At 67.2% G+C, this 13798-nt stretch carries 13 protein-coding genes; 9 read left to right on the forward strand and 4 right to left on the reverse strand.

All coding sequences use genetic code 11. The features are described 5' to 3' along the window. Positions 1 to 187: 187 nt before the first annotated feature. Positions 188 to 1513, reverse strand: a complete 1326-nt coding sequence (locus tag H1343_RS01690; RefSeq protein ID WP_185984260.1) for an MFS transporter — start codon at positions 1511 to 1513, stop codon at positions 188 to 190. Positions 1514 to 1701: 188 nt separating this feature from the next. On the opposite strand from H1343_RS01690, the gene cyoA reads away from it, so the two are divergent. Genes cyoA through H1343_RS01720 form a run of 6 tightly spaced genes read left to right on the forward strand, consistent with a single transcriptional unit; the run spans position 1702 to position 7318 of the window. Continuing rightward, positions 1702 to 2898 (forward strand): ubiquinol oxidase subunit II, encoded by a 1197-nt coding sequence (gene cyoA / locus H1343_RS01695; RefSeq protein ID WP_185984261.1) that lies wholly within the window; start codon positions 1702 to 1704, stop codon positions 2896 to 2898. Continuing rightward, positions 2895 to 4895, forward strand: a complete 2001-nt coding sequence (gene cyoB, locus H1343_RS01700) for a cytochrome o ubiquinol oxidase subunit I (RefSeq protein ID WP_185984262.1) — start codon at positions 2895 to 2897, stop codon at positions 4893 to 4895. Before cyoA ends, cyoB begins: the two co-directional genes overlap by 4 nt. Beyond that, a complete protein-coding gene (gene cyoC / locus H1343_RS01705) occupies positions 4895 to 5527 on the forward strand; it encodes a cytochrome o ubiquinol oxidase subunit III (RefSeq protein ID WP_185984263.1) in 633 nt (210 codons plus the stop codon). Before cyoB ends, cyoC begins: the two co-directional genes overlap by 1 nt. Then, entirely contained in the window at positions 5524 to 5958 is a 435-nt protein-coding gene (gene cyoD / locus H1343_RS01710; protein ID WP_185984264.1) for a cytochrome o ubiquinol oxidase subunit IV, read from the forward strand. Before cyoC ends, cyoD begins: the two co-directional genes overlap by 4 nt. Further along, positions 5958 to 6731: an SURF1 family protein gene (locus H1343_RS01715; RefSeq protein ID WP_185984265.1), complete on the forward strand. Its 774-nt coding sequence runs from the start codon at positions 5958 to 5960 to the stop codon at positions 6729 to 6731. Before cyoD ends, H1343_RS01715 begins: the two co-directional genes overlap by 1 nt. Further along, positions 6728 to 7318, forward strand: coding sequence for an SCO family protein (locus H1343_RS01720; RefSeq protein ID WP_185984266.1), 591 nt, complete (start codon positions 6728 to 6730; stop codon positions 7316 to 7318). The genes H1343_RS01715 and H1343_RS01720 overlap by 4 nt, the downstream gene beginning before the upstream one ends. On the opposite strand, the gene nagA is transcribed toward H1343_RS01720, so the two are convergent. Genes nagA through H1343_RS01735 form a run of 3 tightly spaced genes read right to left on the reverse strand, consistent with a single transcriptional unit; the run spans position 7319 to position 10250 of the window. Next, the gene (gene nagA / locus H1343_RS01725; RefSeq protein ID WP_185984267.1) at positions 7319 to 8470 is read right to left on the reverse strand and encodes an N-acetylglucosamine-6-phosphate deacetylase; all 1152 of its coding nucleotides are present in this window, start codon (positions 8468 to 8470) and stop codon (positions 7319 to 7321) included. It lies immediately after the preceding gene. Then, on the reverse strand, positions 8467 to 9492 hold the full coding sequence (locus H1343_RS01730; protein WP_185984268.1) for an SIS domain-containing protein: 1026 nt from the start codon (positions 9490 to 9492) through the stop codon (positions 8467 to 8469). The genes nagA and H1343_RS01730 overlap by 4 nt, the downstream gene beginning before the upstream one ends. Next, positions 9489 to 10250 (reverse strand): GntR family transcriptional regulator, encoded by a 762-nt coding sequence (locus H1343_RS01735; protein ID WP_185984269.1) that lies wholly within the window; start codon positions 10248 to 10250, stop codon positions 9489 to 9491. The genes H1343_RS01730 and H1343_RS01735 overlap by 4 nt, the downstream gene beginning before the upstream one ends. A 284-nt stretch (positions 10251 to 10534) precedes the next feature. Between H1343_RS01735 and H1343_RS01740 the strand changes: the two genes are divergently transcribed. The 3 genes from H1343_RS01740 (at position 10535) to H1343_RS01750 (ending at position 13790) form a co-directional block, all read left to right on the forward strand. Next, a complete protein-coding gene (locus tag H1343_RS01740; protein WP_185984270.1) occupies positions 10535 to 11437 on the forward strand; it encodes an N-acetylmuramic acid 6-phosphate etherase in 903 nt (300 codons plus the stop codon). A gap of 81 nt (positions 11438 to 11518) precedes the next feature. Beyond that, entirely contained in the window at positions 11519 to 12799 is a 1281-nt protein-coding gene (locus tag H1343_RS01745; RefSeq protein ID WP_185984271.1) for an ABC transporter substrate-binding protein, read from the forward strand. Between the two features lie 67 nt (positions 12800 to 12866). Next, entirely contained in the window at positions 12867 to 13790 is a 924-nt protein-coding gene (locus tag H1343_RS01750; RefSeq protein WP_185984272.1) for a carbohydrate ABC transporter permease, read from the forward strand. Positions 13791 to 13798: the final 8 nt, after the last annotated feature.

Genomic DNA, 13798 nt, shown 5'->3' on the forward strand with positions numbered 1-13798 from the left:
AGCCAGGCATGGACGAAGAGGATCGTCGCAACCTGGCCCGCGACCGCGATCCAGCGGAGCTGGACGAGGAGAAAAAGGTTCTTCCGGTTGGTGTTGTCGCTGACGGAAATCGTCGCGCTCCCAATGGGCGGTCAGAAGGCGGGAGATCGGAGGTGGTCGGGAGCGCGGTGGCCCCCGACCCGTTCGATCAGTTGCTGGCGGCCAGGCGCCGGTTGAGGCGCAACGCGATCAGCGTGCAGATGGCGCCCGACAGAAGATAGCCGCCCGAGGAGATGACGCCGAGCTGCTCTGTAAGGACCAGCGCCACCAGCGGCGCGAAGCCCGCGCCGAAGAGCCAGGCGAGATCGGAGGTCAGCGCCGAGCCGGTGTAGCGGTGCTGGCGCGTGAAGTTGGCCGCGACGACGCCCGAGGACTGGCCGAAGGAAATGCCCAGAAGCGTGAACCCGAGGACCATGTAGACCGTCTCGCCGACCGTGCCGGCAGCCAGCAGCAGCGGCGCGAAGACGCTGAAGATCGCGATGGCGACGGCCGAGGCGCCGAGCAGCCAGCGCCGCCCGATCCTGTCTGCGAGGACACCCGACAGGACCACGGCTCCGAGGCCGACCACCGCCGCGACCCCCTCGATGACGAGAAAGTTCGAGGGCTGGTCGTCCGTGTAGAGGAAGACGTAGGAGAGAGGAAACACCGTGACCATGTGGAAGAGCGCGAAGCTCGCCAGCGGCGCGAAGGCGCCGATGACGATGTTGCGCCAATCGTCGCGGATGGTGTCCGAAACGGTTCCGGGCACGAGTTCGCCCGTCTCGAAGAGCTTGGTGTATTGCGGCGTCACCACGATGCGCAGCCGCGCGAAGAGCGCCACGACGTTGATGGCGAAGGCCACGAAGAACGGATAGCGCCAGCCCCAGGACAGGAAATCCTCCGCCGAGAGGCTCATCGTCAGATAGGCGAAGAGCGAGCTTGCGACGATCAGCCCGATCGGAGCGCCCAGCTGCGGCATCATGGCGTACCAGCCGCGCTTGCCCTCCGGCGCGTTCAGCGCGAGCAGCGAGGCCAGGCCGTCCCAGGCGCCGGCGAGCGCCAGCCCCTGCGCGCAGCGAAACACAACGAGAATGGCGATCGCCACCCAGCCGGCCCGTTCGTAGCTCGGCAGGAACGCCACCGCCACGGTGGAGGTGCCGAGGAGGAACAGGGCGATCGTCAGCTTCACGCCGCGGCCATAGGCGCGGTCGACCGCCGAGAAGACGAGCGTGCCGAGCGGACGGGCCACGAAGGCCAGCGCGAAGACCGCGAAGGACAGGACCGTGCCTGTCAGCGGATCGGCGAAGGAGAAGATCAGCGCGGGGAAGACCAGCACCGAGGCGATCGCGTAGACGAAGAAGTCGAAGAACTCGGACGTCCGCCCGATGATGACGCCGATGGCGATCTCGCCCGGATCGGCCCCGGCATGCTCGTTGACGGCGCGCGCGTCGCGCTCGGCCGCGGTCTGCGGGTGGGGAATGGACGAGGACGACATCTCACGCTCCGACAATGGCAGGCTGTTCGACGGACGGTATCGGGTTATAAAGACTACACCGCGCGGCGATCGAGGTCTGCCCTGCACCAAAGCCGCCCGCGCGGGCATTAGACAAAATGTCCAATGGCATCGCAGGCAGCGTCCGGCGTAGGCGCAGACACCCTGCGATCCAAGCCGAGCGAACGCCCGTGCCACGATTTTCGAAACTGCTCATCGTCCCGCTTCTCGCCCTGATCCTGTCGGGGTGCAATGCCGTCGTGATGGCTCCGGCCGGCGACGTCGCCATGCAGCAGCGCGACCTCATCGTCATCTCGACGGTGCTGATGCTGATCATCATCATTCCCGTGATGGTGCTGACGGTCGTGTTCGCGAGGAAGTACCGTGCCTCCAACAAGGATGCGGTCTACGAGCCGGACTGGGATCACTCGACGCGGCTGGAGCTCGTCATCTGGGCGGCGCCGCTGGCGATCATCATCTGCCTCGGCGCAGTGACCTGGGTCTCGACGCATCTTCTCGACCCCTATCGCGAGCTGGCGCGTGTCGGACCGGGGCGGCTTGTCGAGGAGAACACGCAGCCACTCGAGGTCGAGGTCGTGGCGCTCGACTGGAAGTGGATGTTCATCTACCCGCAATACGACATCGCGACGGTGAACGAGTTCGTGGCGCCGGTCGACCGGCCGATCAGCTTCAAGCTGACCTCCTCGACCGTGATGAACTCCTTCTACATCCCGGCGATGGCCGGCCAGATCTACGCCATGCCCGGCATGCAGACGCGCCTGCACGGCGTCCTCAACAACGAAGGCGAGTATCGCGGCATCGCCGCCCATTTCAGCGGCCGGGGCTTTTCCGGCATGCGCTATCCCGTGCACGCCGTCGACGACGCCGCCTTCGACGAATGGGTCGAGACCGTTCGCGGTTCTGACGACACGCTCGACCGGGCGCGGTACCTAGAGGTCGCGCAGCCGAGCGAGAACGTGCCGACGATGCATTTCTCGGGCGTCGAGGACGATCTCTACACCGCCATCCTCAACATGTGCGTCGAGCGTGACAAGATGTGCATGAGCGAGATGATGGCGATCGACCGGAGCGGTGGCCTCGGCCTTGCCGGCCTCGTCAACACCGTTCCCGAGCGCTACGCGGGCGTCGAGCGCAACCCGACGCCCTTCGGCCAGCGCAAGACCTACGTCGCCGCGATCTGCACCGTCGAGGAGGCGATGGCGATGTCGAAGGTGCGCGAGCCCGTCGCCGCGCCGTCCGACATGTCGCCCCTGCAGGGCAAGGGCCTCGGCGATGGATCGGCCTTCGCCTCGAGGCGCACACCGCTTCTCGAAATGATCGGCTTCGGCCAGTCCTCCACCCATCTTGCCGAAATGTCCGAACGATGAACTCGACCTGGTCCCCCCTCCTCGGCCGGCTCGGCTGGGACGCGCTTCCCTACGATCCGATCGTCATCGCCACCTTCGTCGTGGTCGCCATCGGCGGCCTCGGCGTCGTCGGCGCCTTCACCTACTACCGGCTCTGGGGCTGGCTGTGGCGCGACTGGATCACCACCGTCGATCACAAGAAGATCGGCATCATGTACATGATCCTCGGCCTGATCATGCTGTTGCGCGGCTTTGCCGACGCGCTGATGATGCGCCTGCAGCAGGCAATCGCCTTCAACGGTTCTGAGGGCTATCTCAACGCCCACCACTACGATCAGCTGTTCTCCGTGCACGGCGTGATCATGATCTTCTTCGTGGCGATGCCGCTGATCACGGGCTTCATGAACTACGTGGTGCCGCTGCAGATCGGCGCGCGCGACGTCTCCTTCCCGTTCCTGAACAACTTCTCCTTCTGGATGACGGCCGGCGGCGCTGTGCTCGTGATGATGAGCCTGTTCGTTGGCGAATTCGCGCAGACCGGATGGCTCGCCTTCCCGCCTTTGTCGGGCATCGAGAACTCGCCGGCCTCGGGCGTCGACTACTACATATGGTCTCTGCAGGTGGCGGGCGTGGGCACCACGCTATCGGGCGTCAACCTCATCGCGACCATCATCAAGATGCGCGCACCCGGCATGACCATGATGAAGATGCCGATCTTCACCTGGACGTCGCTGTGCACGAACATCCTGATCGTGGCGTCCTTCCCGATCCTGACGGCGGTGCTGACGCTGCTCGCGCTCGACCGTTACGTCGGCACCAACTTCTTCACCGCCGATTTCGGCGGCAACTCGATGATGTACGTCAACCTCATCTGGATCTGGGGTCATCCGGAGGTCTACATCCTCATCCTGCCGGCCTTCGGCATCTTCTCGGAGGTCGCCTCGACCTTCTCCAACAAGCGCCTGTTCGGCTACACCTCCATGGTCTACGCGACGGTGGTCATCACCATCCTGTCCTACCTCGTGTGGCTCCACCACTTCTTCACGATGGGCTCGGGCGCGAGCGTGAACTCGTTCTTCGGCATCACCACGATGATCATCTCGATCCCGACGGGGGCGAAGATCTTCAACTGGCTCTTCACCATGTACAAAGGGCGCATCCGCTTCGAGCTTCCGATGATGTGGCTGATCGCCTTCATGATCACCTTCACCATCGGCGGCATGACGGGCGTGCTCCTCGCGGTGCCGCCGGCCGACTTCGTGCTCCACAACTCGCTGTTCCTGGTGGCGCACTTCCACAACGTCATCATCGGCGGCGTGCTCTTCGGCATCTTCGCGGGCATCAACTACTGGTGGCCCAAGGCCTTTGGCTACAAGCTGAACGAATTCTGGGGCAAGATCTCCTTCTGGCTCTGGGTCATCGGCTTCTGGGTGGCTTTCGGCCCGCTCTATGTGCTTGGCCTCATGGGCGTGACGCGGCGCCTGCGCACCTTCGACGATCCCTCGCTCCAAATCTGGTTCGTGATCGCGGGCATTGGCGCCCTCATCATCGCCGCCGGCATCGTGGCGATGGCGATCCAGTTGGCCGTGTCGATCCTGTCGAAGAACAAGGAATGGGACACGACGGGCGACCCGTGGAACGGCCGGACGCTGGAATGGGCAACCTCCTCGCCGCCGCCGGATTACAACTTCGCCTTCACGCCTGTGATCCACGACAACGACGCCTGGGCCGACATGAAGGCGCGCGGTGCACAGCGCCCGACGACCGGGTTCCGCGACATCCATATGCCGCGCAACACCTGGGCGGGCGTGGTGATCTCGGGGATCAGCGTCGTCCTCGCCTTCGCGCTGATCTGGTACATCTGGTGGCTGGCGGTGCTGAGCTTCGTGGCGATGCTCGGCGTCATCATCCTGCACACCTTCAACTACAACCGCGACTATCATATCCCCGCCGAGGTCGTGACGCGTGAGGAGGACCGGCGCACGACGCTCCTCGCACAGGCGCAGGGGGTCCGCTGATGAGCACCAACGTGACCACAGCGTCCGGCGCCGACGCGCCGAGCTTCTATGATCTCGAGCCGCACGAGCACGCCGCCCACGGCTCGACGCATCTCGGCTTCTGGCTCTACCTGATGAGCGACTGTCTCATCTTCGCCTCGCTGTTTGCGATCTACGGCGTGGTGGGCGGCAACTACGCGGCCGGGCCGGGCCCGCAGGACCTGTTCGACCTCAGGCTCGTGGCGGTCTCGACGGCCGCGCTCCTCCTTTCGTCGATCACCTACGGCTTCGCCGTCCTCGACATGAACGAGGGCAACCAGCGCGGCACGCTCCTGTGGCTCTCGCTGACCGGCCTTCTCGGCGCGGCCTTCATGGGGCTGACGCTCTACGAGTTCTACCACCTCATCCACGAGAGCGCCGTGCCGCAGCGATCGGCGTTCCTGTCGGCTTTCTTCGTGCTGGTGGGAACGCACGCGCTGCACGTCTTCTTCGGCATCGTCTGGCTGGTCGTGCTCCTCGTCCAGATCAGCCAGCGCGGGCTCGTGCCGGCCAACCGGATCCGCGTGGATTGCCTGTCGATGTTCTGGCACTTCCTCGACGTCATCTGGATCGGCGTCTTCACCGTCGTCTATCTCATGGGAATGCTGCGATGAGCGCCAACGCCCAGACCGCCAACGCCCAGATCGCCCGGGGCGGCCATCACGCCCACGACGCCGATCATGGCCACGGACACGATTCCGGCCATGCGCACGGCACGCGCAAGACCTATCTGATCGGCTTCGCGCTGTCGGTGGTGCTGACGGCGATCCCGTTCTGGCTCGTGATGGCGGAGGTAATCTCCAATCCCGTCACCACCACCTTCCTGATCATGGCGTGCGGCCTCGCCCAGATCCTCGTCCACATGATCTACTTCCTCCACATGAACGCCAAGTCCGAAGGCGGCTGGACGCTGATGGCGGCGATCTTCACCATCATCGTCACCCTCATCGCGCTCGTCGGGTCGCTGTGGGTCATGTACCATCTGAACACCAACATGATGCCCGGCCACACGATGGAAGCGACGGACACGCCGGAAGTGCCGTGATGGAAGCCGAAAGGCCCCGGCGCGTCGGGCGACCGCTCGCCTTCGTCGCCTTCACGCTGTTGATGACCGTGCTCGCCGTCGGCTTCGTGGCGCTCGGCGTCTGGCAGGTGCAGCGCCTCGGCTGGAAGAACGACCTCGTCGCCGCCGTTGCCGAACGCACGCATGCGGCGCCCGTCGATCTCGCGGGCCTCGACTGGTCGGCGCTGAACGAAACGGACGATGCCTATCGCCGCGTGAGTGCGAGGGGGATGCTCGGTGCTCCGGTGGCCTACACCCAAGCCGTTACCGATCACGGTGGCGGCTTCTGGGTGATGTCGCCGCTACGTCTGGCGGACGGGCGGAGCGTCCTCGTCAACCGCGGCTTCGTGACGCGTGAGGGGCGGGACGCGATGGAGGCCGAGGGGCCCGCGCCCGAAGAGGTCACGGTCACGGGCCTCCTGCGCGCCACCGAGCCCGAAGGCGGCTTCCTTCGCAGCAACGATCCGGCAGCCGGGCGCTGGCATTCGCGCGACGTGGCCGAGATCGCATCGGCCGCCGGCATCGCCGACGTCGCGCCGATGTTCGTGGATGCCGACCCGGTGCCGGGTGCAACGCCCATCGGCGGGCTCACCGTCCTGACCTTCTCGAACAACCACCTCGTCTACGCTCTGACCTGGTTCACGCTGGCCGGTCTGTCGATCTTCGGCTGGGTGCTGGTCCTGCGCGAGCGCCGCAAGCGCGCCGGCGATGAAGGCGAACGCCTGGCGCGTCCAAGCTCGCAGGGAAGCCCATGACCCAGCGCAGAACCATCCTGATCGCGGTTGCCGCCCTCTGCTTTGCGGCGGCCGGTACCACGCTCGCCGTCCTCTGGTCGGGTGCCCTTTCCGGCACGCAGGCGGCTGGCCTCGGCGCCGGGGATTACCGGCTGGAGACGACCGATGGCGGTACGTTCACTGAAGGTAGGCTGAAGGGCCGGCCGACGGCGGTGTTCTTCGGCTTCACCCACTGCCCGGACGTCTGCCCGACGACGATGGCCGAGATGGTGAGCTGGTACGAGGCACTCGGGCCGGCCGGAGACGACCTCCAGAGCTTCTTCGTGACGGTCGACCCCGAGCGCGACACGCTCGACATGCTGCGCCAGTACGTCGAATGGACGGGCCATGTCGTCGGTGTCTCCGGCAGCGTGGAAGAAGCCGAGAAGGCGCGTGCGGCCTTCAACGTCTTCGCCGCCAAGGTGCCGACCGAGGACGGCAACTACACGATGGATCACACGGCTTCGGTTTTCCTGATGGACCGCGACGGCACCTTCGCCGGCACGATTCCCTACAGCGAGGACCCGGACATCGCGGTCGCGGAACTGCGCGAGCTCGTCGCCGGCTGATCAGCGGGCGGCGCGTCCACCGATCCACACGCCCGAAAGCCCGAGGTCGTCGTTGAGATGGACGATATCGGCTCTCGCACCGGGCTCGAAGCTGCCGATGCGCCCGCGCAGGCCGAGATAGATCGCCGGATAGAGCGAGCACATGCGCAGCGCCTCGACGAAATCGATCCCCATCTCCTCCATCAGATAGCGAAGCGCGCCGACCATCGACAGGTCCGAGCCCGCGAGCGTGCCGTCCGCCAGCGTCAGCCGGCCGCTCTCGCGCGTCGTCACCCGTCCGTTGAGGACGAAGCTGTCGGCCTCGGAGCCGACGGTCGGCATGGCGTCGGTCACGGCAAGCATCCGTCCCCTCCCGCGCTTGGCGCGGATCGCGGCGCCGAGCGCCGCGGGATGGACGTGGTGGCCGTCGGCGATGAAGCCGCAGAAGACGTCCGGCGCGTCGAGCGCTGCGCCGACGAGACCCGGCGCGCGGTGGGTGAGGGGGCTCATCGCGTTGAAGAGATGCGTGACGCAGGAGGCGCCGGCGTCGAATGCGGCCATCGCCGTGTCGTAGTCGCAGTCGGTGTGGCCGAGCGAGACGTGGATGCCGGCGGCGGAAAGACGCGAGATCTGGTCGTTCGTCACGCTCTCGGGCGCGACGGTCAGAAGCAGCGGGCGCACATCGGTTGCGACGAGGCGCTGGAGGTCTTCTTCGCCCATCGGACGGATGAAGGCCGGCTCGTGCGCGCCCTTTCGGGCCTGTGACAGGAACGGTCCCTCGACATGGATGCCAGCGCAGCCCGGAACGCCGATCGCCATTGCGTGCGCGACCGCCTCGATCGCCGCATAGGTGATCTCGGGCCGATCGGTGATGATGGTGGGCAGGAGCGCGGTGGAGCCGCCGACGCGTGCGTGCGCGGCGCAGATCGCGCGAACGCCCTCGACGGTGGGCGTCTCGTTCAACAAGACGCCGCCGCCGCCATTCACCTGGATGTCGACGAATCCGGGCGCGATCAGCCCGCCGTCGAGCTCGACGCGCGCCCAGCCGGGATCAACCTCGCCTTCCGGCAGAATCGCCTCGACGACGCCGCCCGTGACGACGAGCACCTGATGCTCGCGGCGTGAATCGCCGTCGAAGATCGAGGCCCCGAGAAAGACGGTCGTATCGCTCATAGGGTCTCCGTTACCTTCTTCAGCCCGCGCGGCTTGTCGGGGTCTTGGCCGCGCGCCTGCGAGACCTGTTCCACGAAAGCGTAGAAGGACACCAGCATGGACAAAGGCTCGGTGATCGGGTGACCGGTCGGCGCATACGGCAGGGTCAGTCCCCGGCCGGCGTCGCCGACGGCGAGGAGTGTGCCGCCGGATGCCGCGACGCGCTCGCAGATCTCGACGAGGCCCGGGCGGCTTGCATCGCCGGCGAGGAAGGCGAGGACAGGGAAGCCTTCGCCGACGAGTGAAACCGGTCCGTGCAGGACCTCGGCGCCCGAAAAGGCCTCCGCGTGCAGGACGCTCGTCTCCTTGAGCTTCAACGCGGCCTCCCCGGCGACGGCAAAGCCCGGCCCGCGCCCGAGCGTGTAGAGCGAGCGCGCCGCGGCGACCGTTTCCAGCGCGGCGCTCCAGTCCTGTTCCAGCGCCGTTTCGAAACGGGCCGGCAGATCGTTCAGCGCACGGGCGAGCGCGTCGTCCCGCGTCCACCCGGCGAGGATGGATAGTGCCGCGACGACCGCAACCACGAAGCTCTTGGTGGCGGCGACGCTGCGCTCGGGGCCCGCATGGAGCGCGAGCGGCCATGTCGCGCCCTGCGAGAGCGGCGCGTCTTCGGCGTTGACCAGTGCGATCGTCTCCGCGCCGCCCCGACGCGCGGCATCGAGAAGCGCGACGATGTCCGGGCTGCGGCCCGACTGGGAGATTGCCAGCGCGGCCTGTCCGGCGAGATCGAGGCGCGCGCCGTAGACGGAGACGATGGACGGTCCGATCGAGGCGACCGGGCGGCCGGTCGCGATCTCGGCGGCATATTTCCAGTAGGTCGCGGCGTGGTCGGAAGAGCCGCGCGCCACCGTGACGAGGACGCGCGGATCGAGCGTGGCGAGGCGAGTACCGATCTCATGTGCGCGCGGCGCCGATCTTTCCAGGAAGCGCTCGGTCGCTGCCGGAATCTCAGCGATCTCTCGCGCCATCAGGCTCTGTTCGCTCATCGGCTGCGGTGCCCCTGCGACAAGGTGAGTTCGGCGACGAAGTCGTAGGCGTCGCCGCGATAGAAGGAATGCGTGCGCTCCACAGGCCGGCCGTCCGCGTCGAAGGAGACGCGCAGGATCGCGAGCGCCGCCGTGCCGGGCGCGACGCCGAGGAGTTCGGCGTCGGCTTCGCCGACATTCTCGGCGGAGAGATGCTGGAGCGCGCGCACCGGGCGCCGGCCCGCCGCCTCCATCGCGGCATAGAGCGAATCCTCGACTACGGCCGGGTCCGGCAGGATGGAGGCCGGCACACATGCGCGCTCCACCGCCAGCGGCACGCCGTCTGCGCGGCGCCGGCGATGGAAGCGGGAGACGAAGGTGCCCGGCGAGACCGCGAGCGCCATCGCCTCGGCGGTCTGGACGCGGTCGAGGCCACGCAGGAGCCAGTCCGAGGTGGTTCTGCGGCCTCTGATGCGCATGTCTTCGCTGAAGGAGGTAAGGTGCGAGAGGCCCTGCTCGAGACGCGGCCCGCGATCGGCGACGAAGGTGCCCGAACCGTGCCGCTGCTCGACGACGCCTTCCGCGACCAGCCCTTCGAGCGCCTTGCGCACAGTGACGCGCGAGACGTTGAGGTCGGTCGCGAGGTCCCGCTCGGACGGCAGAGCCTCGGCCGGGCGCAGCCGCCCGTCGCCCACCGCCTCGCGAATCAGCGCCTGGAGGCGGCGATAGAGAGGCCCCTCGCTGATCGGCAGTGTGTCGAAGCGGAAGGGGTGGCTCATGACGCGCCGATCCTCGCGCAGGTCCGGGACCTCCCGCGCATCGCCATCGTCCGGGTCCTCGGTTGTGCCATCGGAAGACAAAGCCAAAACATAACCACTTTGCCTTGCTTATACGCAATCCACGGTGCGGCCAATACCTCCGTGGCTGGCAAACGCCGCGATGGCGGTCATTCGAGCCAGCGCGCGTAAGCCCTCTCGACAAATGGTTTTTGTTTGGTACTTTCCATCGACGGGCGGTCGACAGGCCAGCCGGAGAGGATCGCGAGACCGGGGGAGGAGAGCCGATGGCCGCGTCACTGCGCCCCACGGAACAGCTGCACCCGATGTCCGCCGGGCTCGATGCCCAGGCGTCGGCCCGCGTCGTGTCGATCCTCCTTGCGGGGCAGGTTGAGGCGGCGAAGGCCGTGGAGGATGCGTTGCCGGCGCTCGCGGCTGCCGTGGAACTCGTCGGCGACCGGCTCGCGGCCGGCGGACGCCTCGTCTATCTGGCCGCCGGTAGCCCCGCGCTGATGGCGCTCGCCGACGCTCTGGAAATCCCGCAGACCTATGGCGAGGATCCGAAGCGCTTCCTGACGATCCTCGCCGGTGGGCCGGATCTCGTCCGAGATTTCGCCGGCGGCCCGGAAGATGACGGGGAGGCTGCCCGCGAGGACGTCGCGCGTGCCGGCATCGGCCCGTCGGATTGTGTCGTCGCGATCTCGGCGTCCGGCTCCACGCCTTACGTTGTCGCGGGGCTGCGCGCGGCGCACGAGCGTGGCGCCGCGACCGTCGCCATCGCGAACAATCCCGGCGCACCGCTCTTCGCAGAAGCCGACATCGCCGTCCTTCTCGACACCGGGCCGGAGATCGTCGGCGGCTCGACGCGCATGGGCGCGGGCACGGCGCAGAAGATCGCGCTCAACATCATCTCGACGGCACTCGCGGTTGCGCGCGGCCATGTCCATGACGGGCACATGGTCGCGCTGCGCGCCGACAACGCCAAGCTGCGCGAGCGGGCGCGGCGCATCGTGGAGGATCTGGCCGGCGTCGACGCGCAGGAAGCTTCCCGCGCGCTGGAGGCGGCTGGCGGAGAGGTGAAGCCGGCGGTGCTGGTCGCCGCCGGCAAGGGCTCGGCGGAGGAGGCGCGCGCGCTCCTCGCGGCCCATGACGGATATCTGCGGCGCGCGCTTTCGAGCCACGACGGATAGGGACGCGGCGAAATCCTTCGCCGCGACGGTAAAGCCCGCCCACGAAGAAGGGGCGGAGAACGAGAGACAGGGGTTTTGACCATGCAGCACCGCATCCTGATGGCCTCGACGGGCCTTGCCGCACTCGCCTTCGCCCTGCCGGCCGCCGCGCAGACGACGCTGACGATCGAGAGCTGGCGCTCGGACGACATCGCCACCTGGCAGGAGACGATCATCCCGGCCTTCGAGGCGGCCCATCCCGATATCAGCATCAATTTCTCGCCGACGGCGCCGACCGAGTACAATTCGGCGCTCGGCGCCAAGCTCGACGCGGGCACAGCGGGCGACCTCATCGCCTGCCGCCCCTTCGACGCCTCGCTCGCCCTGTTCGAGCGCGGCCAGCTCGCCGATCTCTCCGATCTAGAAGGGATGGACAATTTCTCGGCCGTCGCGCGCACCGCATGGGCGACTGACGACGGCTCGCAGACCTTCTGCGTGCCGATGGCCTCGGTGCTGCACGGCTTCATGTACAACGAAACGGCCTTCGAGGAGCTCGGCATCACGCCGCCAACCACCGAAGAGGAGTTCTTCGCCGCGCTCGACACCATCCAGGAGGACGGGACCTACATCCCGATGGCGATGGGCACGCTGGAGCAGTGGGAAGCGGCCACGATGGGCTATCAGAACATCGGCCCGGCCTACTGGCGCGGCGAGGAAGGGCGCGAGGCGCTGATCGCGGGCACCGAGAAGCTGACCGACCCGGAATGGGTGCGCCCCTTCGAGGCACTGGCGCGCTGGCGCGACTATCTGGGCGACGGCTTCGAGGCGCAGAGCTACGCCGACAGCCAGAACCTCTTCACGCTCGGCCGCGCGGCGATCTATCCCGCCGGCTCCTGGGAGATCGCGATCTTCGAGAGCCAAGCTGACTTCCCGATCAAGGCCTTCGCCCCGCCGGTCGTGGAGGCGGGCGGCACCTGCTACGTCTCCGACCATCCGGATATCGGCATGGGCCTGAACGCCGCCTCGCCGAACGCGGAGGCCGCGCGCACCTTCCTCGCATGGGTCGCGAGCCCCGAATTCGCGGCGCTCTACGCCAATGCCGCACCCGGCTTCTTTCCGCTGATCGACCAGCCGGTGGAACTGGAGAACGAACTGGCGCGCGAGATCGTGGCGTGGCGCGAGAGCTGCGAGCCGACCATCCGATCGACCTACCAGATCCTGTCGCGCGGCACGCCCAATCTGGAGAATGAGACCTGGACGGCCTCGGCGAATGTCGTGAACGGCACCGAGACGCCGCAGGCAGCTGCCGAGCGCCTGCAGCAGGGCCTCGACAGCTGGTACACGCCGGGCTCGGCGCCGAACGCGGCGGACGCGGCGCAGTAAGCGGCCAGGGGCCGAACGGGGAGGGCGCCGAGCGGCCCTCCCGAGACATCCGGAAACGAGGAGTGCCATGACCGACAGGCCCATTGCCCGCCGCCGATGGCACATCGCCGTGTTCCTGGCGCCGGCGCTTCTCGTCTACACGGTCGTAATGATCGTGCCGCTGTTCCAGACGCTGGCGCTCGGGCTGGAGAACGTGCGCGACGGCGCGACGCGCTTCGTCGGGCTCGACAATTTCCGCGTTCTGTTCGGCGACCCGCGCTGGTCGGCCGGCTTCTGGAACGCCTTCCAGAACAATCTCGTCTTCTTCGCCTTCCACATGCTGGTGCAGAACCCGATCGGCATTGCGCTGGCGGCCCTTCTCACCGTGCCGCGCCTTCGCGGCGTCGCGCTCTACCGCACGGCGCTCTTTCTGCCGACAATCCTCTCCTTCGTGATCGTCGGCTTCATCTGGCGCCTTCTCCTCTCGCCTCTGTGGGGCGTGGCGCCCAGCGTCCTCGACGCGGTCGGGCTGCGCTTCCTCTTCGCGCCATGGCTCGGCCAGGAGGGATCGGCGCTGATCGCCGTCTCGCTCGTCTCGGTCTGGCAGTTCGTCGGCATCCCGATGATCCTGATCTACGCCGCGCTCATCACCATCCCGAGCGAGATCACGGAAGCGGCCGAGTGCGACGGCATCACCGGCTTCAAGCAGTTCTTCAAGATCAAGCTGCCGCTGATCCTGCCGACGATCGGCCTCGTCTCGATCCTGACCTTCGTGGCCAACTTCAACGCCTTCGACATCGTCTATGTCATGCAGGGCGCGCTCGGCGGCCCGAACGGCTCCACCGACATCCTCGGCACCTATCTCTACCGCACCTTCTTCGGCTTCCAGCTCCAGAGCGGCGACCGGCACATGGGCGCGGCGGTGGCGACGGCGATGTTCCTGTTCATCCTCGTCGGCGTCTCATTCTATCTCTTCGTGATCCAGCGGCGGATGCGCCGCTACCAGATGTGAGGCCGGCG

It is taken from the genome of Aureimonas mangrovi, assembly GCF_014058705.1.
Taxonomy (GTDB): Bacteria; Pseudomonadota; Alphaproteobacteria; order Rhizobiales; family Rhizobiaceae; genus Aureimonas; species Aureimonas mangrovi.